Origin of the sequence: Asticcacaulis benevestitus DSM 16100 = ATCC BAA-896, assembly GCF_000376105.1 — a bacterium.
Lineage (GTDB): Bacteria > Pseudomonadota > Alphaproteobacteria > Caulobacterales > Caulobacteraceae > Asticcacaulis > Asticcacaulis benevestitus.
The window spans coordinates 76,248-100,818 of the sequence record NZ_AQWM01000012.1; the positions used below are offsets into that span (position 1 = coordinate 76,248).

The 24,571-nt window shown below is 59.2% G+C and carries 20 protein-coding genes and 2 pseudogenes; 11 read left to right on the plus strand and 11 right to left on the minus strand.

The window, feature by feature from the left end; translation table 11 throughout:
- Positions 1 to 113: 113 nt before the first annotated feature.
- Positions 114 to 1,283: an alpha/beta hydrolase family protein gene (locus B060_RS0113305; RefSeq protein WP_018082287.1), complete on the plus strand. Its 1,170-nt coding sequence runs from the start codon at positions 114 to 116 to the stop codon at positions 1,281 to 1,283.
- Here the strand turns inward: B060_RS0113305 and B060_RS0113310 are convergent.
- From B060_RS0113310 to B060_RS0113325, 4 genes are all read right to left on the minus strand, one after another.
- Positions 1,280 to 1,960, minus strand: a complete 681-nt coding sequence (locus B060_RS0113310; protein WP_018082288.1) for a Fe2+-dependent dioxygenase — start codon at positions 1,958 to 1,960, stop codon at positions 1,280 to 1,282. The genes B060_RS0113305 and B060_RS0113310 overlap by 4 nt on opposite strands.
- Positions 1,961 to 2,033: 73 nt before the next feature.
- Complete coding sequence (locus tag B060_RS0113315) at positions 2,034 to 4,385, minus strand: catecholate siderophore receptor Fiu (protein WP_018082289.1); 2,352 nt, start codon at positions 4,383 to 4,385, stop codon at positions 2,034 to 2,036.
- 185 nt (positions 4,386 to 4,570) lie between these two features.
- A complete protein-coding gene (locus tag B060_RS0113320; protein WP_018082290.1) occupies positions 4,571 to 5,416 on the minus strand; it encodes a DUF4198 domain-containing protein in 846 nt (281 codons plus the stop codon).
- Positions 5,417 to 5,429: 13 nt separating this feature from the next.
- Positions 5,430 to 5,963 (minus strand): DUF2271 domain-containing protein, encoded by a 534-nt coding sequence (locus B060_RS0113325; protein ID WP_018082291.1) that lies wholly within the window; start codon positions 5,961 to 5,963, stop codon positions 5,430 to 5,432.
- 167 nt (positions 5,964 to 6,130) lie between these two features.
- Between B060_RS0113325 and B060_RS24510 the strand changes: the two genes are divergently transcribed.
- From B060_RS24510 to B060_RS0113355, 6 genes and pseudogenes are all read left to right on the plus strand, one after another.
- Positions 6,131 to 6,907 carry a Mu transposase domain-containing protein gene (locus B060_RS24510; protein WP_155847687.1) on the plus strand — a complete coding sequence of 259 codons (777 nt, stop codon included), beginning with the start codon at positions 6,131 to 6,133 and terminating at the stop codon, positions 6,905 to 6,907.
- Positions 6,908 to 6,925: 18 nt separating this feature from the next.
- Positions 6,926 to 7,673: pseudogene (gene istB / locus B060_RS24515) on the plus strand (IS21-like element helper ATPase IstB).
- A gap of 204 nt (positions 7,674 to 7,877) precedes the next feature.
- The gene (locus B060_RS0113345) at positions 7,878 to 8,183 is read left to right on the plus strand and encodes a POTRA domain-containing protein (protein ID WP_018082295.1); all 306 of its coding nucleotides are present in this window, start codon (positions 7,878 to 7,880) and stop codon (positions 8,181 to 8,183) included.
- A 94-nt stretch (positions 8,184 to 8,277) separates the two neighbouring features.
- Complete coding sequence (galA, locus tag B060_RS0113350; protein ID WP_018082296.1) at positions 8,278 to 10,722, plus strand: beta-galactosidase GalA; 2,445 nt, start codon at positions 8,278 to 8,280, stop codon at positions 10,720 to 10,722.
- 23 nt (positions 10,723 to 10,745) lie between these two features.
- Positions 10,746 to 10,835 (plus strand): annotated as a pseudogene (locus B060_RS26545) (ATP-binding protein); the annotation flags it as partial.
- 175 nt (positions 10,836 to 11,010) lie between these two features.
- The gene (locus B060_RS0113355; RefSeq protein WP_018082297.1) at positions 11,011 to 11,358 is read left to right on the plus strand and encodes an L-rhamnose mutarotase; all 348 of its coding nucleotides are present in this window, start codon (positions 11,011 to 11,013) and stop codon (positions 11,356 to 11,358) included.
- Here B060_RS0113355 and B060_RS0113360 read toward each other — a convergent pair.
- From B060_RS0113360 to B060_RS0113395, 7 genes are all read right to left on the minus strand, one after another.
- Entirely contained in the window at positions 11,349 to 12,173 is an 825-nt protein-coding gene (locus B060_RS0113360) for a hypothetical protein (protein ID WP_018082298.1), read from the minus strand. The genes B060_RS0113355 and B060_RS0113360 overlap by 10 nt on opposite strands.
- Before the next feature lie 9 nt (positions 12,174 to 12,182).
- Positions 12,183 to 13,124, minus strand: coding sequence for a 2-hydroxyacid dehydrogenase (locus B060_RS0113365; RefSeq protein ID WP_236621589.1), 942 nt, complete (start codon positions 13,122 to 13,124; stop codon positions 12,183 to 12,185).
- Positions 13,125 to 13,159: 35 nt separating this feature from the next.
- On the minus strand, positions 13,160 to 14,431 hold the full coding sequence (locus tag B060_RS0113370) for an MFS transporter (protein WP_018082300.1): 1,272 nt from the start codon (positions 14,429 to 14,431) through the stop codon (positions 13,160 to 13,162).
- A 54-nt stretch (positions 14,432 to 14,485) separates the two neighbouring features.
- Positions 14,486 to 15,340 carry an amidohydrolase family protein gene (locus B060_RS0113375; protein ID WP_018082301.1) on the minus strand — a complete coding sequence of 285 codons (855 nt, stop codon included), beginning with the start codon at positions 15,338 to 15,340 and terminating at the stop codon, positions 14,486 to 14,488.
- Positions 15,337 to 16,278 carry an aldo/keto reductase gene (locus B060_RS24520; RefSeq protein ID WP_018082302.1) on the minus strand — a complete coding sequence of 314 codons (942 nt, stop codon included), beginning with the start codon at positions 16,276 to 16,278 and terminating at the stop codon, positions 15,337 to 15,339. The genes B060_RS0113375 and B060_RS24520 overlap by 4 nt, the downstream gene beginning before the upstream one ends.
- Positions 16,275 to 17,450: a mandelate racemase/muconate lactonizing enzyme family protein gene (locus tag B060_RS0113390; RefSeq protein ID WP_018082303.1), complete on the minus strand. Its 1,176-nt coding sequence runs from the start codon at positions 17,448 to 17,450 to the stop codon at positions 16,275 to 16,277. Before B060_RS0113390 ends, B060_RS24520 begins: the two co-directional genes overlap by 4 nt.
- Positions 17,451 to 17,641: 191 nt before the next feature.
- Entirely contained in the window at positions 17,642 to 18,364 is a 723-nt protein-coding gene (locus B060_RS0113395) for a FadR/GntR family transcriptional regulator (protein ID WP_018082304.1), read from the minus strand.
- Positions 18,365 to 18,844: 480 nt separating this feature from the next.
- Between B060_RS0113395 and B060_RS0113405 the strand changes: the two genes are divergently transcribed.
- From B060_RS0113405 to lldD, 4 genes are all read left to right on the plus strand, one after another.
- Complete coding sequence (locus tag B060_RS0113405) at positions 18,845 to 21,646, plus strand: TonB-dependent receptor (protein WP_236621588.1); 2,802 nt, start codon at positions 18,845 to 18,847, stop codon at positions 21,644 to 21,646.
- 139 nt (positions 21,647 to 21,785) lie between these two features.
- On the plus strand, positions 21,786 to 22,511 hold the full coding sequence (locus tag B060_RS0113410) for an SDR family oxidoreductase (RefSeq protein ID WP_018082307.1): 726 nt from the start codon (positions 21,786 to 21,788) through the stop codon (positions 22,509 to 22,511).
- A 57-nt stretch (positions 22,512 to 22,568) separates the two neighbouring features.
- Positions 22,569 to 23,414: a fumarylacetoacetate hydrolase family protein gene (locus B060_RS0113415; protein ID WP_018082308.1), complete on the plus strand. Its 846-nt coding sequence runs from the start codon at positions 22,569 to 22,571 to the stop codon at positions 23,412 to 23,414.
- 13 nt (positions 23,415 to 23,427) lie between these two features.
- Positions 23,428 to 24,567: an FMN-dependent L-lactate dehydrogenase LldD gene (gene lldD / locus B060_RS0113420; protein ID WP_026172829.1), complete on the plus strand. Its 1,140-nt coding sequence runs from the start codon at positions 23,428 to 23,430 to the stop codon at positions 24,565 to 24,567.
- The last annotated feature ends 4 nt before the right edge of the window (positions 24,568 to 24,571 follow it).

A 24,571-nucleotide genomic window follows, 5' to 3' on the forward strand; every position in this document is an offset into this window, starting at 1 on the left:
CGCCGCGTAAAGACAGCTCGCCTGCGGTTGTGGGCGCCAAAATTCAGACGCAAAGTTGTCGTCACTATCGGTCGAGCGCATTTTCATGCGTCAATTTCCAAGGGGGTGCCTTGATGAAAGAGCAACGTTTCCAGACCCATGCTTATGGATCGTCTCTCCTTATGGCGGTGACCTTGGCGTGTTTTGTGCCGGTGCAGGGGAGCGCCGGAGAGGCCTCACCCCGACCGCAAGAGGCGGCTATCGCCAAAGCCTCCAAGCCTTATCCGACCGAAGAGGTGCGCTTTAGCAATGCAGCGGCCGGCGTAACCCTTGCGGGTTCGTTTAGCGCGCCTGAAGGTAAGGGGCCCTTCCCAACGGTCATCCTTTTGGCAGGCTCCGGCCCCAATGATCGCGACGAAGTCGCTCAGGGCCCGCAGGAGAGAGATACCGGGCACAAGAAATTCCTGGTCCTGGCGGATGCCGTTAATCGCTGTGGCATAGCCGTCTTGCGCTATGATAAAAGGGGTGTAGGCCGGTCTACGGGCGATTTTGCCAGCGCCAGCCTGAGTGATCTCGCCAGCGATGCACAGGCCGCCATACGCTATCTCGCCACACGTAAGGATGTTGACCAAAATCGAATTGGCCTTATTGGCGATTCTGAAGGCGGATATATTGCGCCTATGATCGTAACACGAGAGCCCAGTCTTAGCTTTATGGTGCTCCTTTCAACGGCGGCATTACCCTTTGATCAGGTAAATATAATTCAGAAGGCGGCCATCTCTCGCGCGGAAGGTAAAGGTGAGGCCGATATCGCCAGCGACGAAGCGCTTTATCGACAGATATTTTCGGTCGTTCTTGCCGCCAATAGCCCCGAAGACGCGCGCGCCACCCTCACAGCCATGTCAAAGCCCCTGATTGCCAATGGTCGCTTTTCGCAAGCCGAAGCGGATGTCGGTATAGCTGGCTTAACGAGCCCGCTGGGCTTCGAAATGATGCGTTACGATCCCCAGCCCTATCTTTCACAAATCAACATTCCAGTCTTGGTGCTCAATGGATCTTTAGATACCCAAGCGCCGCCAAAAGAAAATTTGCCCGCCATGCGGTCGGCCTTAAGGGCCAATCAGGACGTCACAATTTTAGAGCTGCCCGGACTTAATCATCAGTTACAATCGGCCAGGACAGGTGCACCGTCAGAGTACGCCTTGATTGACCAAACCCTTGCGCCTTCAGCGATCAAAGCTATCGGTGACTGGTTGATTGTGCACACTCAAAAGAACAAAACGGCTGCTAAACCTGCGCCTTAAACCTCAGCCCACTGGCGGATCAGGTTGTGATAGTGCGCCGTCAGATTGACCACATCCGGCGTATCGCCCATCTGGGCGCGCAGGCGCAAAATCGTCATATCGAGCTCGAATAGCATCTGGCGGCGGAAGGCATCCGGCACCATGGATTGCGTCCAGGTGAAGGACGCCAGGCGCATGCCGCGCGTCACCGGTTCAACGCGGTGGATACTGGTGCCCGGATAGAGGATGGCGTCACCGGCCTTCAGCTTGACCTCGTGAGACCCATAGGTGTCCTCGACGATCAGTTCGCCACCCTCATAATCGTCCGGCTCATTGAGGAAGACAGTTGTGGAGACGTCCGTCCGTGCCGCCTGGCCGGTGACCGGGTCAGGTTGGATAGAGCCATCGACATGATTGCCGAAATGGCCGCCGTCCTCATAGGCGTTGAAGCGCGGGGTCAGCACGGTTTTCGGTAGGGCGGCGGATTGGAACAGGGGATGGCGCAACAGGGCGGCGCGTACCAGATCGGCGAGGGGTTGCGCTTCGGGCGCCAGAACCGGTAGCTGATAGTTCCATTTTTGCTGGGCCGCCTGCGCGCCGGTGGTATGGCGGCCTTCGGTCCAACCGGCCGTGGCCAGCACCCCGCGGATATGCGCCAGCTCGTCTTGGTTCAGAACGTCGGGGATATGCAGCATCATGATCGCTACTCCTTACAGACAGAGCGCCCCGGCGTAAACCGGAGCGCTCTTGGAGGTCAAGGTTTGCCGTCCGTTAGAAACGAACCTTCAGGCTCAGCGTCGCCGATTGCGGCTGACCGAAGACAACCCGCGATCCGCCGCTGTTGAGCGAAGAGATGTAGTCCTCGTCTGTCACGTTATAGACATTCAGTTGCAGGGCGAGGCGCGGGTTGATGTCATAGGCGGCCATGGCATTGACGACCGTGCTGGCCGGGATTTCCGGCAGACCGTTTTGCGTGCCGATCACGACGCCCGGATTGACGACCAGCAATTGCTCGGAGGTGTAGGCAAGGCCGCCGCCGATCGTGAACTTTGGCGTGATCTTGTACGTCGTCCAGACGGTCGCGGTCAGGTCGGGTGACCAGCGTGCCACAGCGCCTTTGCTGTTGTTGCCGGTCGACCCTTTGGTGATTTCGGTATCCAGGGTTTGCAGGCCGGCCGAAACCAGCCATTTCGGATTGACCTGACCGGTCAGGCCGAGCTCGATGCCGCTGACTTTACGTTCACCAAACTGGATATAGGTGGTGGGATCGGTCGGGTCTTGCAGCGCCAGTTCATTCTTGGCCGTGGTCGAATAATAGGCGGCCGTTACGGACAGGTGATTATTGAAGACGTCCCACTTGGTGCCGATTTCAAAGTTTTCCGTCTCGACCGGATCAAAGGCCTTGTTGCCGATATTGCTGGCAGATTCGCTCAAGGAGAAATTGCTGCTGCCCGGCGGGGTCAGTGAGTTGACGAGGGAGATATAGACGCTGCCATTGTCGCGCGGCTTATAGACAGCGCCTACATTCCAGCTCACCAGATTGCCGGACTTGGCCTGGTGGACGGGCAGGAGCGTGCCGACCGCAACGCCTTTATCATCAGCGGTCGAGCGACGCGCGCCATCGGTCGTCGTGGTGTAATTATCAAGGCGTACGCCGCCGCTCAGCAGCCACTTTCCCGACTTGACCGTATCGAACAGATAGCCAGAGACGGTCGTCGTTGCCCCGTCCGTATAGGCGCCGGTGGCGTACAGCGGCGGCAAGGCTTGGCTCGGGTCGGGATTGTAAAGGTTCGCTGCGGGGACGGTCACGGTGGTCGAAACGGGGACGGTCGCTGGGGTGACGGCATAGGTCACCGAATCCTGAGATTCGTAGTTCACCTCAAAGCCGGTGGCGATATCGTGTTCCCACGCGCCGGTGCTGAAAGTACCGGTGAAGTTGGTGGCGTTGGCGAAGATCTTGTTATTCTGATCGACGCGCTGACGCGAACGGGCCACGGTCCAGGTCGTCGGATCGGCAGGCTTAAAGGTTGCGGACGTCGTGTTGAAGGCGTTGACGCCGGTAAGCACGCGATCCATCTGGGTCTGACCGTAGCGTGTGGTGTTGGTCAGATTCCAGCCGTTGCGGAAACCGTGCTCGATCTTTGCCGTCAGCATGCTGGCATCAACCTTTTCATAGTCGTGCGCAGAGCCGTAATAGTTGGCACGATCAACGGCTGGCGCTGCGTTGAGCGCCGTGTTGTTCAGATCGAGTTGCGCCTGCGTTATGGCGGGGTTGCTCGTGGGAAGCGTGGCGTGGCTGTTATAGCCCTTGAGGCCGATCACCGGGACGCCGCCATCGGGGACATTATCCTGATGAACCACCTGGCCGAAAACGTAGAAACGTGTGTCGGTGCCCAGCCCGATCGCATAGGACGGCGCGATGCCCCAGCCGCTGTTCTTGACGTCATTGCGGCCCGGCACGTCGATATCCTGCGCCATCACATTGAGACGGAAGGCGCTGGTGTCGCCAACCGGCAGGTTGACGTCGGCCGTGGCGCGTTCACCGCCCTGGCTGTAAAGGCTGGCGGTCGCGGAGCTGCCTGCACGCAAGGTGGGCAGCTTGGAGACGAGATTGATATAGCCGCCGGATGCGCCGCGGCCGACGTCGCTGCCGGCCGGCCCCTTGGCGACTTCGATCTGCTCGATCGTGAAGACGTCGCGCGACACGGCGCCGAGATCACGAATACCGTCGAGATAGATCGAAGACGTCGCCGAGAAGCCGCGAAGCTGGAAGGTGTCGCCGGCGGAGGTGTTGCCATTTTCGCCGAGTTGCATGGTAATGCCCGGCGTGTTGCGCAGCGCATCGACCAGAGTGGTGGCGTTCTGGTCTTCCAGCAGTTCCTTGCTGATGACGCTCATGGTTTGCGGCGTATCCACCAGCGCTTCGGTTTTCTTCGGCGATGACGCCTTGTCGGTCTTGTAGGGCAGGTGGCGCTCACCCTTGATGGTCACTTCGGTGCCCTTTTGATCGGCGTCGGCCTCAACGTCAGCCAGCGCGGCGACAGGAAGGGCGAGGGCGGAGGCGGCCATGATGAGGGCGTAACGATTGACCGAATGCTTACGGCTGCGGAAAGAGGAGGACATGTTTTTCTCTCAGATGTTACCCGGGGAGAAGGGCTAAAAAGGCCTTAATGAGAATTAATCGCACTTGCAAGTCGAATCTGACACTCATTCGCATTTATTTTGCCCGCGAAGCCCGACAGACACTAAACGTAAAAAGGCCGCGCCCATATTTAGGGTGCGGCCTTTTGAACATATCGATCGTGAGCCTAGTTCGGCAGCACCTGTACGGTAGCCGAATAGCTGTACCGCACCGGCACCATGGGGCGCGGCTGGCCTGGTGCAGGTGGTGGCCCTTCGGCGCGCGGCGGATAGCTGGCGCCGATCCAGTAGCGCTCGGCGATCGGCCAGGTGACGCTGAATTCGCCGTTGGCGTCGGTCATCACGGCGGTTTCCTGCAGGGCATCACGATACCTGACGCTGCCTGGTACGATGGTGACGTTCAGGGACGCGACGGGCTTGCCATCCAGCAACATGCGAAAGCGCGCCGGCTCTCCGGCCATATAGTCGCTCGGGTGGGTGAGGGGCTGCATTTCCAAGCCTTTGCCGACCGGCTGGAGCGCGGTGTCATTGGGCTTGCCGTTGGTGACGAAGGATTCCACGCGCCCGAAGGTGCGCGACACCTGAAGGTTTTCCGCATTGGCCGGCACCTCTTTGGCGAGGCCGTCCGGCGTGCCGCGATAGCGCTTTTCCTCGCCATTCAGCTTGTAGGTCGCCATGACCGACTCGGTCACGACCGCCATGCGGTAGGTGCCCTTCTGGTTCAGTTGTAGGTCGAAGGCGCTACGCAGCTTGCCGGTGTAAGGATTTTCTGGCGTGATGTTGTTGCCATCGGGCCCGGTGATCACCAATCCGTCGAGCTTGAGTGGAAAGGAATCCATCTCGAACAGGCTTTCAGATACCGCGGCATCAACGGTGATGTAGGGCGCCTTGCCCTCAACCTGCGCCGCCGAAGGTGCGATCCATTGACGGTGGGCCTGCGCCGAAAAGGGCAGAAGGCCCACGATAAGAATGCCGACCAGTGCGACAGTCGCGGGAGATTTGATCCGTTTCATAGTCATGCTCCTCCTAAGGCTTGTAGCTGACGCGGACATCGCCGAGTTCGCCCGTGCCCTTGGCGGCGCCAGCGGCGGTCTTGGCCGGATTCCAGGTCAGCGGCACCTTCACGAGGTCATGGCCTCCGCCTTCGCGCGACGCTTCCACCACGAAGAGATAGCTGCCGGCCTTCAGGGCCTTGAGCGCTGTCGCATTGGTGTCGAGACTCAGGGTTTGACGACCGGGCGAGCGCGTCGCGCCGCTGAAACCATCGGTCGAGGCCAGATCACGGCCGCTTTTGCGCCACCAGGCGCGCAAATCCTTGAGCCACTTCTGGCCGGCATTGTCGCGTTTCTTGACGTCATACCAGATGAAAACATTGGCTGCCGCAGCACCGGTCGCATCCTCGACCCAGCCTACGACATAAGGCTTGTGATATTCAGCCGTGCTTTGCTGGGGAATGTCGATCTGGACGCTCAGCGCACCGGCGGATGCGCCAGTGGCCAGACCCGACAGGAGCAGGGGCGCGCCCCAGACAGCGTTTCGCAAGGAAGGATTAATGGGCATACGGGACCTTTCATTGCCAATGGCGGCAGCTATGTTGCGACTAAATCGCAGACGGCAAAAAGTCAACAAAAATGCAAATCATTCGCAAATATTGTGCTTAAAGCCGAAGGAAGGGTCAATTCAAACATAACAGAAACTGGCGGCATCCACTTATCTCGGCCCGCTGCGTGTCCAAACGAACTGAGCCAGATCCCTTTGCCCAGTCTTACATTTTAGGGCGCCTGCGCAATCAAACCTTCTTCTCTCTGGCCGAAGCCAATGAAGCCATTGCGGAGATAATGGCGCGAATGAATGGGCGCATCATGCGCAAGATCGGGCAAAGCCGCCTGGAGCTGTTCGAGGCCGTAGAAAGGCCCGCTTTGGCCCAGCTGCCCGCGACGGACTACGAGTTTGCTGAGTGGAAGCTGGCGCGGGCTTCTCTGGATTATCACATCGAGCTGGCGGGCTTCTTTTATTCGGTGCCCCATAAACTGATCCGCGAACAGGTCGATACCCGCCTAACAGCTCGGATGGTTGAGATCTTCCACCGGGGCAAACAGGTTGCTGTCCATGAGCGGCGGTACAATGGCCGGTCACATGGTACAAATCCGGACCATATGCCCAGCTCCCATCGCAGTTATGCGGAATGGTCACCCGAACGGTTCAGCCACTGGGCTTTGTCCATCGGTCGCGAGACCGAAGGGCTCATCGTCGCCATTCTGGCCCGCCACCGTCATCCCGAGCACGGCTACCGAACCTGCCTTGGGGTCATGAACATGTTCAAAAAACTTGAACCGGCGCGGGCAGAACGGGTGGCTTCCAAGGCCGTTGCCATAGGGGCCTTCAATTACAAAAGCATCGCCTCGATCATCGAACACAGGCTGGATGCCACCGGCACGGATGACGGACCAGAATCCATCCTGACCCATCCCAATCTGCGGGGGCCGCAGTACTTCCTTCAGTAAAAACAAAGGACATAGATTATGCTGACACATCCAATCCACGACACACTCCAGGCGCTTGACCTGACCGGCATGGCAAAAGGCTTCAAGGATCTTGCCAATCAGCCGGAAGCTAACGGCCTCGACCATGCCGAATGGCTGGCAATATTGCTCGAGCAAGAGACCACATTGCGCCAGCAGAAGCACTATGAAAGCCAAAACCGCCAGGTTACGCCAGTCGGCCACCATCGAAGATGTCGACTACCGGGCTGCCAGGGGGCTGGACAAGTCCATGTTCCTGAAGCTCACCAGCGCAGACTGGATCCGACGAAAGCACAACCTGCTGATAACAGGGCCATGCGGGGTCGGTAAAAGCTGGCTTGCCTGTGCTCTCGGTCAGAAGGCCTGTCGGGAAGACATGTCTGTTGCCTATCACCGGGCATCTCGCCTGTTTACGGCGCTCGCCCTGGCAAGGGCAGACGGTCGCTACGCGAAACTTCTGAAGCAAATCGCCCGCGTTGACCTGCTTATCCTCGACGACTGGGGCCCGGAGACCCTGACCTCAGATCAAAGGCGCGATCTGATGGAAATCGTCGAAGATCGCCACGAGGCAAAATTCATCATCGTCACCAGCCAGGTGCCGGTGGACCAATGGTATAAAATTATCGGAAATCCGACCCTGGCAGACGCCATACTCGATCGTCTCGTCCACAACGCCTACCGAATAGAACTCACAGGCGACAGTCTTAGAAAGAGGAAACCAGCACAGCCCGAAACAGCCAGGGCTTGACCCAAACCACGAACCAAACGATCATGAATTACGACCCAACGAAATAAGCCAAGGGCGGCCGACTTCAAATCGGAACCATGGCCGGCTTCAAGTTGGAATGGGTGGCCGACATCATCGGAATACGCAAAGCGAGACGCGCCAGGCATTGGCGCGTCCTGTGCAGCGTCATTGTGCGCACTGGGGCCATATGTCGGGAAGCGTTTGATGACGGTTCTCGGCGCAGGCGTGTTGTTGTTCGTCCTCGTCTCGCCGGCGCTAGCGCAAACCGCTGCGCCGGCCCAGCCTCAGCAGGCGCCTGATCGTTTCTTTATTTCGGCCATTGATATTGTCGGTGTGACCGAGCTGTCGAATGAAGAGATCGAACGTATCGTTTATCCGCACCTTGGGCCTGATCGCACTGGCGCTGACGTAACGGCGGTCCAGAGCGAGCTTCAGGCTGCCTACCAGGCAAAAGGGTATAACGCGGTCGAGCGGCAGCTGACTCATTACGAGGCGAAAAGCCAAATATAGAAAAACGGCGCGCTGTGGGCTTGAAAACGCGCCATTTCCATGTCTATTCTCCGTCAACATACATAATACAAATGATAAATTGCAGGAGCAGGACATGAATCGCCGCGAACTTTTCAAAAGCATCAGTGCCACGGCCTTTGTCGCCGGATTTGCCGGAGCGGCGAACGCGCAAACTGTGACGCCGACGCTTTCGCCCCGGCAGGTCTTGTCGCTCGACAGGGGCTGGCGCTTCTTTGAAGGCGATATTCCAATGCCGCCGATCACCAGCGCCTATGACGCCTCCAAGGCGGGCAATGCGATGGGGGCGGCCTCCGTCAAATATGATGACAGCTCATGGGCGCAGGTCACCCTGCCGCACGATTTTGCCAGTTCCCAGCCGTTTGAAAAAGATGCCCAACCCGCTCAGGGATACCGCAAGCGCGGCATCGCCTGGTATCGCAATACGCTTTTGTTCACTGGGGCCGATCACGGCAAGCATATCGAACTGCAACTGGACGGCATGGCAACCTTTGCCACGGTCTGGTTCAATGGCACATTGGTGGATCGCAACTGGTCGGGCTATGAATCGGCATATATCGATCTGACGCCTTACGCCTATTACGACAAGCCCAACCACCTTGCCGTCCGCGTTGACGCCACGGCCATGGAGGGCTGGTGGTACGAAGGGGCGGGGCTTTACCGCCACGCCTGGATCGTCAAGCGCGATCCCGTGCATATCATCACCGATGGCGTCTTCGCCAACCCGGTCAAGGGCGACGGCGCATGGACGATTCCGATCGAGGTGACGCTCAATAATTCGGGCACGAAGACAGCGCAGGTATCGGTCATCAGTGAATTGCGCGATCCTGACGGCAAAATCGTCAGCACGGTCAGCGGTCAGGCAGCGTGCGACCCTCTGGGGCACGGTGTGGCGACGATGAGTCTGCCGGTGGGCTTTGCGCCCGGGTTGTGGTCGCCCGAAACGCCGGTGGTCTATTGCGTTGCGACGCGGATTGAGCAAGGCGGGCAGGTGCTGGATGCGGTCACCACGCCGTGCGGTTTCCGCACGACAAGATGGGACGCCAACGAAGGCTTTTTCCTCAATGACCAGCACGTCAAGATCAAGGGCGTGTGCCTGCATCAAGATCATGCCGGGGTCGGCACGGCCATACCGGAAAACGTCATTGATTATCGCTTGAAACGGCTGAAAACGCTGGGCTGCAACGCTATCCGCTTTTCGCACAATGCCCAGAACACTTACCTGATGCACGCCTGCGACCGGATGGGCTTTCTGGTGATGGCCGAGAACCGCAATTTCGATGCCTCGCCCGATTTTATAGCGCAATTGCAATGGCTGGTGCGCCGAGATCGCAATCACCCCAGCATCTATCTGTGGTCGGTGTTCAACGAAGAGCCGATGCAGGCCACCGAGCAGGGCTATGAGATGGTCAGGCGCATGAGCGCGGCGGTCAAGGTGATCGATACCACGCGCCCGGTGACGGCGGCGATGAGCGGTGGGCTCGATGCGGCGATCAGCGTGGCTGAGGCGGTCGATGTGGTCGGTATCAACTACCAGCAGGACAAATACGATCTGTTCCACAAGGCGCACCCTGACAAGCCGATGTTTTCGTCGGAAGACGCCTCCGCCTTCATGACGCGCGGCGAATATAAGTCCGACAAGGACAAGCACATCATGGCCTCCTATGATGACGAGACAGCAGGTTGGGGCGAAACCCAGCGCGATGCCTGGCAGGCGGTAGTGGAACGCCCCTTCGTCGGCGGGCAGTTCGTCTGGTCGGGGCTTGACTATCACGGCGAACCGACGCCCTTCCCCTGGCCGTCCAACTCGTCCTACTTCGGCATTCTTGACCTGTGCGGTTTTGATAAGGCCGCCGCCTTCATTCACCGCGCTCAGTGGATCGACGCCACGCCGCAGCTTGATCTGGTGCCGCACTGGAACTGGCACGCGGGTGATAAGGTGCGCGTCATGGCCTGCACCAATGCTGACGAGGTCGAACTGTTCGTCAATGGCCAGTCGGCGGGTAAGCAAAAGGGCGACCGACTGCGTATGAATTACTGGACGGTCGATTACGCGCCGGGCTTTATCGAGGCGCGCAGCTTTAACGGCGGCAAGCTGGTATCAACGGTGCGCCATGAAACCACCGGCAAGGCCGTGGCTTTGCGCCTGACGGCGGATATGGCCGCCATGACCGCCAATGGCCGCGATGCCACGCCGGTAAAGGTTGAAGCTATCGACGCCAGGGGCCGCAATGTGCCTTTGGCGCAGGATATGGTCAGTTTCACTATCGATGGCGGAACGATCATCGGGCTTGGCAACGGCGACCCGACCTCGCTAGAGCCGGAACAGGGCCGTCAACGTTCGCTGTTTAACGGTCTGGCGCAGGTGATTGTTCAGGCCGGAACTGCGGCAGGCAATCTGACCCTGACAGCCTCGGCGGACGGTATGAAGGCGGCCAGTATGTCGGTTAATCTGACGCCCGGCGGCTTTACCGCTCCGTGGCGCGCCCCGGGTGAGATTGCCGATCAGGCGACGGCGTAAGGCGCGGATCGAGAGAGCGGAGCCTTCTGTTCCAACTGATCAGCCGGCTCTACGAACAGACCTCGATCATCATCGCGACCAACCTGACCTTCGCCGAATGGCCAACTGTCTTCGGCGAAATGATGCCAGGTTGGACCTAATATGTTACGGCTCGTTCTATACTCAGACATATCAAATTGACGTGGAGGTCGCTTTATTCTCTGTGGCGACGAAGCGCCGGATAGCCAGTAAATCTTTCCGCCGGAGCGTGGCAATGCTTCAAGATCTATCTTACAGTCAGGATGCAATATGGAACCGATCTACTATATTCTCGATCTGAAAGACGATCCCGCAAAAATCGGAAGCTACAAGGCGTGGCATCAGCCGGGAAAACCGCCTGCGGCGGTGACGCGCGCCATTCGTGAGGCGGGCATCGCCGAGCTGGAAATATTTCTGACCGGCAACCGCATGGTTATGGTGCTGACGCCTGGCCCCGATTTTGACCACAGCGGCAAGAACCAGTCGGAAAGCGCCGACCCGGAAGTGGAGGCTTGGGAAACGCTGATGTGGCAATTTCAGCAGGCGCTGCCCTTTGCCGATCCCGGCGAAAAATGGATCCGGCTGGAGAAGATTTATGCGCTCAGCGATCAGCCCTGAGACGGATTGCGGATAAGGCGCAGTGGCTGGCGCGCCTCATCGAGTCTGACCACCAGATCGGCGCGTTCGGGCATTTCGTGCAGGATATGCCGGGTCAGGCGCTCATAATACTGTGTAAAGCGGACAACTTCGGAATCTGACATGATATGCGTCCCCGTTTGCGCGTGGCGCCGCAAGGCGTGTTCCTGCTCAGTACGCCAACGTGCAACAATGCCGAAATCGGGCGCCGCCAGCAGAACGAGCATGTCGAGCCTCGCAAAAAGATCCTGATAGGCCCCAGCCAGTGCGGCATTGACATAGCGACGCCATATGCCATCTGAATCTTCGCGTCGTTCGAGATCGTTAATCGGCGATTCGAGCTCCGCCGAGGCCTGCGGCCGCGCGCCAGTGCACCAACCTTCGAACAGGACGATATCACATGCGCCATCGACCGGTTTCCATTCCGATGATGACCGCCTGTCGTCAATGGCCTTGTCAAAGACCGGCAGGCATGTGGCCCGGCCCGCTGCAAGGTCGTCGAAAACCGATTGGGCGAGACCCAGATCGTGCGTGCCCGGCGGACCGCGCGTCGTCAGCAGGGGATGGACATCCTGCGACAATCGCTGGCGTGCGTCACGCGTCAGATACAGGTCGTCGAGAGAAAGCGACGCCACACGCAGCCCGTCGCGGCGGAGCGCTTCCCCCATGGCCTTGGTCACCGTCGTCTTGCCGGAGCCCTGCGCACCGCACAGGCCGATGAAAAGGAGGCGGCGGTCACCAGCCTTCAGCCGCTGTGTCACTTCGGCGGTCAGAGCGGGGATCGGGAGTGCGGTCATGCTGAGCCTTTAGATAACCTGATCGATCACCGCGTCTCCGGCGAAGAAGCGGTCGAGATTGGCCACCACCTTATTGCCCATGGCCGTGCGGGCCTCAAGCGTGGCACTGCCGAGATGCGGAAGAAGGACGGCGTTCTCCTGCGCCAGAAGATGGGCGTCAATCTGCGGCTCGCCCTCATAGACATCAAGCCCGGCCGCGGCGATGACGCCATGTTTCAGCGCATCGGCCAGATCGGCCTCGTTGACGACCGTGCCGCGCGCCGTATTGATGAGAATGGCCGAAGGCTTCATCAGCGCCAGGCGACGCCTTTCGATCAGATGGTGGGTTTGCGCCCCGCCGGGGCAATGCAGGGACACAACATCGCTTGAGGCCAGAAGATCGTCCAGGTCGGGCATATAGCGTGCAGCCAGCCCAACGTCCGTTGCCGGGCGGCGGCTGTGATAGGCGATCTTCATGCCGAGCGCTGCCACAGCCAGCTTCGCGGTGGCCTGCGCGATGCGTCCGAAGCCGATCAGGCCGAGCTGCCGACCTCTCAGGCTGCGGCCGAGCAGGTGGGTGGGCCGCCATCCGCTCCATTCGCCGGCGCGTAGCTGGCGTTCGCCCTCGCCGGTGCGCCGACTGGCCGTCAGCATGAGCAGGAGGGCCAGTTCCGCCGTCGCATCGGTGAGAACGTCCGGCGTATTGGTGACGATAATACCGGCGGCGCGCGCCGCTTCGAGGTCGATATGTTCGAAACCGGCGCCATAATTGGCCAGAATTTTTACGCGCCGGTCAGGCCGGTTCAGCATGTCGGCGTCGATCCGGTCGCTGACCGTCGGACAGACGGCGTCGAATCGGGCCATGGCCTCGGCCAGCTGCTGCCGCGTCAGGGGTCTGTCATCGTCATTGACGGTCAGATGATAGCGGGTACGCAATTCGGCCTCGACGGACGGGGGCCAGCGGCGGGACAAAAGGACGGTCGGTCTTTCCAGGGAAGGCATTATGATTATTTCACGGATTTGATGGGCAAAATACAGAGCGAAGACATAAGGACACAGACCATGGCGGCGACGAAGACGACGGCATAATTATTATCGAACGCCTTGAGCAGCGGCACGGCCAGAATAGGGCTCAAGGCCTGCGGCACGACATTGGCGATGGTCATTACGCCCATGTCGCGGGCGGAGGAATTGGCACGCTTTGGCAGAACCCGCGTGATCAGGGCCAGGTCGATGGAGATGAACGCCGCATAGCCAAGGCCGAAGACGGCGGCGTAAATATACATGCCTGTCAGGGTTGGTATCATGATGGGGATGGAAAGCGCGGTGGCCATTACGAGACTGGCAAAGACAACGAAATACTTGTAAACCTTCAACAGGTCGGACAGATAGCCGGAAATCAGGCCGGATATGACGAGTGTCATCGCCGTAATGACCGACAGGATCGCCATGGCGTGGTTCGATGCAGTGACGTCGAGGTGGATATAGTCCTGCAGGATATAGAGTTGCAGCGTGATCACGGACTGTATCCCGAGATACATCAGGAAGCGCCCGATGAAGGCCCAGCCGAAGTCTGGATAGGTTTTCGGATTGACCCAGAAACCGGTGAAGAAGCGTCCGAGATGAAACGGCTCGACATGATCGTGCGCCGACGATTTTTCACGATTGAACACGACAAACAGCAGGCTGGTGGCCACGATGGCCAAGGCGAAAACGGCATAGCCGGTGAACAGGCGGTTGGCCAGATAACCGGCCAGAATAATGCCGCCCATGCCGCCGGCGGTCTGGGCCGCGCCAACAAAGCCCGAACCCTTGCCGCGATTGGCTTCATCGAGCCGGTCGGCGACGATGGTCGTCATGGGGCCCTGCATCATATTGTAGGCGAAAGACATGACGACCATGCAGACGGCGATGGCGGCGACCGTTTTCATCAAAATCAGGCACAGAACCGCCGCCGATCCGACCATGGTCGCAAACAGGATAAAGGGTGATCGTCGTCCCAACGGCGAACGCACACGGTCGGACAGGGCGCCGGCCAGCGGGGTGGCCACAATTGTGAACAACAGGGTCACGAACATAATGAAGCTAAAATTGGCCGCCTTGTGCGCCGGATCGAGCAAGGCGACCTGATTGGGCAGCAGGACATTGATAACCCCGTTGTACAGGGCGAACAGGACGGCGAAATTCACGAACAGCGAGCCCAGCAATATATTGCGCCGTTTGCCATGCACGTGTTCGGCGACGGGCATTTCCGCTGCCCCGGTATTTAGCTCGTTCATGCGTTTCGTTCCCTATTTGCTTTTTAGCGTATTATTTATTGTGGGCCCGGACGGTCAGCCCGGCAGGCTGAGCCGGTAGGCGCGGCAGGCGGTATCGCACCAGATCGCGCGTGCCGCTGCCTCCGGCAGGCCGCTTGTGGCGCTTTCCACAATACCGATCCAGTCCTCCATCCGTCCGGCCAGATTGATGACCGGCCAGTCGCTACCGAACATGCACCTGTCAGGCGACAGTTCGTCGATGGCCAGCTTCAGGTAAGGACTGACCAGATCGGTGCTCCAGGCATAATCCACTGTTTCGGTGAGCAGACCTGACAGCTTGGCGTACAGATTGGGAAAAGCCGCCAGACGTGCCAGGTTCGTGGACCATGCGTGGCGGCCAGGCGTCGCCTCGCCGCCGATTGCTGGTTTGCCGAGATGATCAAGGATGACATGAGCGTCCGGACAGGCCGTGAACAGGCGCTCCAGCAGGGGAAGAACGAGCGGTAGCTGATGGGCGCGCACGCACAGATCAATGCTGAGCCCGGCCTGAGCCACGCAGACCATACCATCGAAATGCGCTGCGGATTCGATAAAGTCGGCCGGTACGTCCTGAAGATTGCGCCTGACGCCCTTGACGAGCGGCCGCACCGCCAGTTGTTCAAGATGGGCCAGCACCGTGCGCCCCCTTTCGAGCGGCGCATAGGCGACAATGCCGATAATACCGGCATCCGCGGCCATGGCGGCCACCCAGTCGGCTTCGTCAAGCGCCTGATCCGGGTGACAGTCAGCCTGCACGAAGATCACGTAATCAAGCTTTAGCGACAAATCTTCGGGGCCGAAGCGGCGGTTAAGCGCTGGAACCTGGTTGAGCCAGGCATAGGGCCGCATATGTGGATCCCAGACATGCAGATGTGAATCGATACGGATCATGGCTGGGTCAGAAAGTCCGGAGACAGCCGAGGCCACGGCGTTTGCGCCGTTTCAGCAAACAGATTTGTCAGAGCCTGAAGCGCCTCTGCGGGCAGTTCAGCTTCGCAGGCATCGAGATTGGCCCGGAGTTCCGCTTCGCTGTGCATACCAATGACTGTTGCGGAGATGCCGTTCTCCCGCGCCGCCTGCATAGCGAAACCCAGTGCCAGCCGCGCCAGGTCGCAGCCCAACTCGTCACACAGACGCGCGGCGGCGCGGGCCTTTTGCCTGACCGCTTCGGGCGCCGGGTGCCAGGCGGGCGGCGCGTTCTGCGTTAGAAGCCCCATGGCGAGCGGCGAGGCGTTGAAAACCGTAATACCCGCCGCATCCAGCCTGCGCGCCACCGGCGCCAGCCGTTGATCCTGTAGGGTAAAGGCGCAAAAAGACATGACGGTATCGATCTCTTCGGCAAGGGCAAGCTTCTCCAGCACCTCAAGATCATAGCCGGTAATGCCGATGGCGCCGATGACGCCATCCTGTTTCAACTGGCGCAGGGCTGGCAGGGTGTGCTCCACTACGTGTGCCCGCTTGCCGTGCTCGACATCGTGGCATTGCAGGATGTCGATATGGTCCGTTTTCAGCCGCTTCAGGCTGGCCTCGACGCTGCGCAGGGTCGCATCGCGCGTGAAATCCCAGTGGCGTTCGCCATAGCGGCCCACCTTGGTCGCCAGAACATAGGTGGTGCGATCGAGGCCCTGGAGGGCCAGCCCCATTTCCGTTTCTGACCGGGTGGCGCCGTAAAAGGGTGATGTGTCGAAGGTCGTGACGCCGTGCGCTACGGCCAGATGCACGGCGCGGCGAATTTCGCCCGCATCCGTGGCGCCATAGCTGCCTCCCAGTGGCGAAGCGCCGAAGGCCAGCCTCGATAGCTTCGCCTGCAGTCGCGCCGCCGGGCTCATGACGCTGGCGTCCTTAAGGCCATGGAGGTGGGGCCATCGCCCGACACGAGGCGCAGGCCCGCCCGCGCCGGGCGCACATGCGGCCCTGCCGCCAGCGCATCCCCTGCCAGCGGCACGGGGGAAATAAACAGGCTTTCGTCGTAACTGACGCCAAGGCCCGGCGCTTCGCCCAGCCAGACGCCGCCATCCTCAAACCGCTGATCGACCCTCAGGCCGACCGGGAAGCCCAGATCCTGGACTTCGATGGTCATCATATTGGGGATGGCTGTGGCGGCATGGGCCAGGGCATTGGCAGAATTGCCGACCGGCGACACCGGCAGATTATGGGCGTGCGCCGCCATGGCGGTGCGCATGAAGTGCGTGATGCCCCAGACATTGCCCGCCTGCACCACATCGACGGCTCCGGCGGACAGGAGCGGCAGGTACTGCTCCAGGCCGGTCAGGTTTTCACCCGTAGCGACGGCGGCCTTGACAGCGCGACTGACAAAGGCCAGGCCCTCCGCATCCCAGCGCCGCACGGGCTCCTCGATCCAGGTCAGGTCGAGGTGCTTTTCGATTTCGGTAATATTGCGGATCGCCTGCTTGCGGCTCCAGGCTTCGTTAGCGTCGAACATCATGGCCGGACGCGGCGAATTGCGCTTGAGGATGTCACGCACCAGCTTCAGACGTCGGATGTCACGGTCGATATCGATGCCGCCCTTCAGCTTCGCCGAGGAAAAGCCGCGTTCGGCGAACCGTTCGTACAGCGCCGCCAGCTCATCGTCTTCGAGGCCGTAGCACAGGCCGGAAGCATAGCCGGGCACGAACGGATCGGCCCCTCCCAGTGTGCGCCACAAAGGCTCGTCATTCAGTTTAGCCTTCAGATCCCATAGCGCCATATCGATCGTGCCGATGGTGCCGAAGGTATGGCCGGCGTGCCCGGCCTTGAACACGTAGGCCAGCATCCGATCGTACAGGGTGGAAACCGCGCGGGGGTCCTGGCCCTCGATCGCAGAAAATACGCGGTCAATTTCACTATGGTCGCCAATGCCTATGCCCGTCACGCCCTCATCCGTGGTGAGCAGCAATATGGGAACTTCGGTGACGCCCGGATTGATGACGCCGTTCACATCGCCGATGGGTCTGCCCCAGACGTGTGAGGTTTTCAGGCTTTTATAGCCAGTGATTTTCATAGCAGGGCCTTCTCGCCACGTTTTATCGTTCGTGTTTATAGCAAGGTGCAAAGGCAACATGCATAATACATATTACCTTAATAACACGCAGAAAAGGCGTGCGCAACTATTCAATATATATAATATGTATAATGATTGAAAAGTGTTTTGGCAAAGCGCTTCATGCTGCCCAGGTAAAGGGCGTAGCGGCTTCAGCTTTCGCGCCGGTTGCTCCAGGCCGATTCAATATGTTCGTGCATGGCGCGCGCGGCGGCATCCGAATCGCCGCCGAGGATAGCATCGACAATTTTCAAATGGCCGAGATGCGTCGCATTCAGCAGGCCGGTGCTGATGCGGCCATTATATTTGGCCGCTTCCCTGGCCTGATCGTGGATGGTCCGGATAATGGCGGCGCTCAGCTTGTCGCCGGAGATTTCCATGATCATTCCGTGCAGGGCGATATCTTCGGCCAGATACTCTGCCGGATTGTCTCGCAACTCTTCGAGGTTCGCCCGCAGACGGATCAGTTGCTGCCGGTCTTCCGGCGTCGCCTTAGCTGCGGCCTTGGCGGCCATCGAGGCTTCGAGCAGGGCGCGGATCTCGATCAGATTGTCGAGATATATTAAACCGTCTTCGCGCTTGAACATATTGGACAGAACCATGGGATCCAGCATGTCCCAGGCTTCTGTCTCGCACACGATCGTGCCGCGCCCCTGCTGCGAATCAACCAGACCTTTTTCGATGAGGGCCTTGGTGGCTTCTCGGATCACAGTGCGGCTGACTTCGAACTGTTCGCAAAGAATATTTTCCGGCGGCAAGGCCGAGCCAACCGGATACAGGTTTTGCACAATGTCGCGGACAAGGATTTCAACAACGCCTGCGGCGAGGTGGGGACGCCTGCGCGTGATTCGTACAGAGGTATTATCAATGGTCAAGACTGGCCTCAAACTACCATGGTCATGTTGTTGTGCGGCGTCGACCCGGCGGCTTTGGAATCGCGCAGGGCACGGAAAATATGAGTATATAGCATGAAGGTCTTAAATTCTAACTTTTCCATCGTATTGAGGTCATGCGTCCGCGTCTTTCAGGCGGGCCTGCCTGCCCATGCCCAGAATTACCGGCCACATTCATCGCATGAATGTGACGCTTTGGCAACACAAGGCCTCTTATGTCATCACATAAATATGGGGCGCTGCTGAAGAAAATTTCAAAGATAGTCTATATATATCAAATTAATAAATTTCCTAGTCACGCAGGATAGCGCCTCGGCCTGATGATAAAATCCGTATTCGCTTTATAAATCGTATTACCTATGATCAATTTATTTGACCTGATGGCTAGAATTCGGCATATATATGTCAACCATAAAAACGGTTAGCGCAAATCTATGCGACAATAAAAGGGAAAGAAACACAATGAACAGGAAGATGTGGTTGCTGTCGGCGGCGGCTATTGCAGCAATTTGCTGCGCCCCCGGCTATGCTTCAGCGCAATCCGCCAATGCGGCTGCCAATGACGATACGATGACAGTTGTCATCACAGGCATCCGCAGGAGTCAGCGCCAGTCGATCGATATCAAGAAGGTGGCGATCAATAGCGTGGATGCCATTGCCAGCGAAGATCTCGGCAAGATGCCCGATCAGAATGTCGCCGAATCGCTGCAACGCGTGCCGGGGATCACCATTGATCACAATCGAGGCGTTGGTAATGGCGTCACGGTGCGCGGTCTGGGGCCCCAGTTCAATACGGTCACCGTGAATGGAAGGGTGATCGCCACGGACGGGGCGGGCCGCGAATTCAATTTCGACATTCTGCCCTCCGAGCTGATTTCGAGTGCCGAAGTGTACAAAAGTCCGCAGGCCAATCTGAACGGCGCCAGCATCGGCGCCACGATCAACATCCACACCCTGCGCCCGCTTGAACAGAAGGGCGGCTTTCAGGCGGGGGGCTCGGCGCGCGCCAATATCGATGATCTCGGCAATAAAACGACGCCTTCGGCGGCGGCCTACATGACCTGGAAGAGCAAATCTGGCCGTGTCGGTGCTTCGGTCGTGCTCTCCTATGACGAAAAATATGAACGCACTGACGATTTTTTCCCTGGTGCCAGCTCTTATCCGCGCAGTTTCGACGATGGCTATTACGGCACGGCAAGCCACAATAATGGCTCTTTATGCGTCGGCAGTGTCAGCGGCGGGAAGTGCAATCCGCGTATCGCCAATAATGTCACGTTGTTCCGTAACGTCGACATGTACCACAATTCCATCAATCAGGTGGAGTTCGATCATCGCAAGCGCACCGGCCTGAACGTGACGTTACAATACGATGTGTCGGACGAACTGAGGCTGACCTTCGATGCCCTGGCCTCCTATAATGACGATCACTATCATGGTTCTGGGATAGGTCCGGATTTCAGCGGCGGCACCCTGGTCAATCAGATTGTGCAAGGCGGAACCGACACGACCGAAATGGTGGCGGGACAGCCGCGAACGGTTCATAATGGCGGCGTCGCCGTATCTGAATCCTTCACCAATGGCACGGTCGACGAAATTGTCGAAGACCGCCCCGCCACGTCCTTGACCGACCTGTTCGGCTTCAATGCGCGCTGGAAGCATGACGCCTTTACGCTCAGCTTCGATGTCGACACCAGCAAGGCTCAGTATCGCGATTCCAAGGGCATGTTCACGACCGTCCGGCTGAAAGGTATGGACTATACCTATGACCGCCGCACCGGATCGCCGCTCATGTCATTAAGCCTCAGCAATCCGAACTATCCGGATGCCTCCACAGATGTCAGCCATCGGAATGCGCACTATATGAGCACAGAGGGTAGCGACCTCGACGACACGATCAATGAGGTCAAGGTCGATGGCAAATGGGACGGAGACGCCATCGCCCTGTATGGCGGACTCGGTTATTCTGAGCGCACGAAGGTCACGACGGGATATGCACAGCCTACTGCCTGTGCCTATTGCGGCAGTGATGTCATCTTGCCGTCATCCATTTTTCACCCCACCAACTACAACTTCATGGGTTCGAGCGGTGTCCCGACGGTGGCGAACTGGGTCGATTACAACACCAATGACCTGATCGCCGCCCTGAAGGCCCTGAATGTGTCGGCGGATCCTTCCACCCATAGCGGCGACTATATGGATCCTGTCAAAGATCCGGCGGGTAGTTCATCCGTGCAGGAAAAAGTGGCCCTTGGCTATGTCATGACCGAATATAAGGGCAATCTCGGCTCCATGCCGCTGGCCGTCAATACGGGCGTACGCATCGAGAGCACTGACTTCACATCGGATGGCGCCGGCCAGACGGTCATCAGCGCCAAGCCCAACGGCACCGGGCAGAATATTATCGTGCTGTCCGATATTGTGCCGCTCAGCTTCAATGGCCATTATCTCGATATATTGCCATCGTTCAACGCCCGCCTGAACCTGACCGACGATCTGATCCTGCGCGGCGCTGCCTCCCGCGTCATTTCGCGTCCGACCCTGACGGATCTCTCTTCGGCCCAGAGTATCAGCAGCAACCCTGGTAATGAACGTATTTCCAAGGGCAATCCGAATCTTCAGCCCTTCCGGGCCTCACAGGCGGAAGCTGGGCTTGAATGGTATTTCGATAAGGATTCGATCCTGTCGGCCACCGGCTTCTACAAGTCGATCGACTCGTTCATCACGCGCGGCGTCACCACCCAGCAGGTCGATCAGGTCACCTTCATCGTCGATCAGCCTGTGAACGGCAAGGGTGCCACCGTCAAGGGCCTGGAACTCGCCTTCCGCACGGTGTTCTCCCGCCTGCCATCGCCGTGGAACGGTCTGGGTACGCAAATCAGCTATACCTATACCGACAGTGACGCCGATTACAGCAATTCTGCCAAGGAGAGCGTCCACTATTCGCTGGAAGGCCTGTCAAAGGACTCCTTCACCTTTGTCGGCTTTTACGAAAAGGGCCCGATCCAGGCGCGGATCTCCTACACCTGGCGCGACAAATATCTGGTGGCACCGCAAACCCAGACGGGGGTTCCGGAATTCAGCGCCAGCTACAATCAGCTCGACGCCGGTCTTCAGTATGCCATCAATGATCATGTCATGCTGACTCTCGATGGAACAAATCTGACCGATTCCAAGGAGTTCCATTACGCTAACTATTATTACGACACGCAGGAATATCGTGATGTCGGCCGACGTTACACCGTCGGTGTCCGCTTCAAGTACTAACCTCCCTGGTGCTTGTTCCATCTGGAAAGATCCTCGACCAGATGTCTTGACCCATGCTCATCACCCCGGTGAGCATGGGCCATTTTTCGCTTTCATACCGTCGTGAGGCGCACGGTTTTTTTTTACAAGAGATGGCATAATGGGCAGACTGACAGGCAAGACGGCTCTGATAACGGCGGCTGGACAGGGCATGGGGCGGGCCGCCGCCGAAGCCTTCCTTCGTGAAGGCGCGACCGTGATCGCCACCGATATTGACGCTGCGCTTTTGCAGACACTTGACGGCGCGGTCTGTCGCGGCCTCGATGTCACCGACCCGGTCGCCGTCAGGGCGCTGGTCGCGGAATTCCCGAACGTCGATGTCCTGTTCAATTGCGCGGGCTATGTCCATGCCGGCGGCATTCTCGATTGTGACGAGCTGGCGTGGGCGCGCTCGCTCGATTTGAATGTCACCTCCATGTACCGGCTGATCCGTGAAGTCCTGCCCCATATGCTGGCTGGCGGCGGCGGCTCGATTGTCAATATGGCGTCGGTAGCGGCGTTCAAGGGCGTGCCACAAAGGCTGGCCTATTGCACCACCAAGGCGGCCGTGGTGGGACTGACCAAATCCGTGGCCGCCGATTTCGTCAGACAGAATATCCGCTGCAACGCCATTTGCCCAGGCACGATCGAAACGCCGTCCCTCCAGCAGCGTATGCGCGACACCGGCGATTACGCCGCGGGCCGCGCCCAGTTCCTGGCGCGCCAGCCCAGCGGCCGTCTGGGCACGCCGGAAGAGGTGGCCGCCCTGGCCGTCTATCTGGCGTCGGATGAGTCGAGCTTTACCACCGGCCAGGCGCATATCATCGATGGCGGCTGGCTGAACTGAAGGTATCCGTCCGCACAACGGATCGGCCGCCCGTAATTTCCCTGTCATGGAGTTTTCATGAAACTGCTTCGTTTTGGCCCGCCGGGTCATGAAAAGCCCGGCCTTCTCGATTCCGACGGCAAGATGCGCGATCTGTCGGGCGTGGTCGATGATATTGCGGGCGAGGCCCTGTCCGATCACGGCCTGGCGCGGCTGGCGGCCATCGATCCGATGACGCTGCCGCTGGCGCCGGAGGGGTCACGCTATGGCCCGTGCGTCGGTCGTGTCGGCAAGTTCATCTGCATCGGCCTGAATTACGCCGACCATGCCGCCGAGAGCAACCTGCCCGTTCCCGATGAACCCGTCGTTTTCATGAAGGCGACCTCGGCCATCATCGGCCCGAATGATGAGGTGCGAAAGCCGCGTGGTTCCACCAAGCTGGATTGGGAGGTTGAACTCGGCCTCGTCATCGGCAAACGCGCCGCCTATATTTCCGAAGCCGAGGCGATGGATTATGTCGCGGGCTTTTGCGTGATCAATGATGTGTCCGAGCGCAATTTTCAGACCGAGCGTGGCGGCACATGGGACAAGGGCAAGGGCTGCGACACCTTCGGCCCGATAGGCCCATGGCTGGTGACGAAGGACGAGATCGACGACGTGCATCATCTGTCGATGTGGCTGGAGGTCAATGGCCGACGCTTTCAGAATGGTTCGACCGCCACCATGGTGTTCCGTCCCGCTCATATCGTAGCCTATGTCTCTCAGTTTATGTCGTTGCAAGCCGGCGACATCATCTCCACCGGCACGCCGCCGGGCGTCGGCATGGGCGTCAAACCAGAGCCGGTCTGGCTTAAGCCGGGGGATGTGATGGAGCTGGGGATTACAGGACTGGGGCGCCAGAAGCAGCGCGTTGGCATGGCGTGACCACGATATGGCCATGATCATCTCGGCTTCGACCGATTTCCGTGAAGCCGCGCGGCGCAGGCTGCCGCCCTTTCTGTTCCACTATCTCGACGGCGGTGCCTATGCCGAGCACACGCTGCGCGCCAATATAGAGGATCTGGGGCATATCCGCCTGCGCCAGAGGGTCTTGCGCGATGTTTCGGCCATATCCATGCAGACGCAGCTCCTGGGTGATGCCTGCAATCTGCCGCTGGCCCTGGCGCCGATAGGGCTGGGCGGCATGTTTGCCCGCCGTGGCGAAACCCAGGTGGCGCGCGCCGCGCGCAAGGCAGGCATTCCCTATATTGTCTCGACGGTTTCGCTCTGTCCGCTTGAAGAGATCGTGGCCGCATCGCAGGGCGGCGACATCTGGTTTCAGCTCTATGTGCTCAAGGATCGCGGCTTCATGAAGGCCATGCTGGAGCGGGCCCTGGCTCTGGGCGTGAGCAAGCTCGTCTTTACGGTGGACATGCCCGCGCCGGGCGCGCGCTATCGTGACCGGCATTCGGGCATGAGCGGTGACGGGGCGGGACTGCGGCGGATATGGCAGGCGATACGTAAACCCGGCTGGGCCTTCGATGTCGGCCTGATGGGCCAGCCGCACGACCTGGGCAATGTGTCGGCCTATCTGGGCCGACACATTTCGCTTGAGGACTATATCGGCTGGCTGGGCGAGAATTTCGATCCGAGCGTCGACTGGAAGGATCTGGAATGGATCCGCAGTTTCTGGCCGGGCAAGATGATCATCAAGGGTATTCTTGATAAGGAGGACGCGCTGGACGCCGTAAGATTCGGCGCCGATGGCATTGTCGTTTCCAACCATGGCGGACGACAGCTCGACAGCGTGCCGTCGTCTGCATATGCGCTGCCGGACATCGCCGAGGCGGTTGATCGCCGTCTGGTGGTTCTGGCCGATTCAGGTGTGCGCACAGGACTGGATGTGCTCAAGCTGCTAGCACTGGGCGCACAAGGCGTGCTACTTGGCCGCGCCTATATCTACGCTCTGGCGGCGGGCGGAGGCGGCGGGGTGACGCACCTGCTTGACCTGATAGAGCGCGAGCTGCGCACGGCCATGACGCTGAGTGGCGTCACCGCACTGGCGGATGTGACGCCTGACATGCTGGTGTGGCGCTGACGGC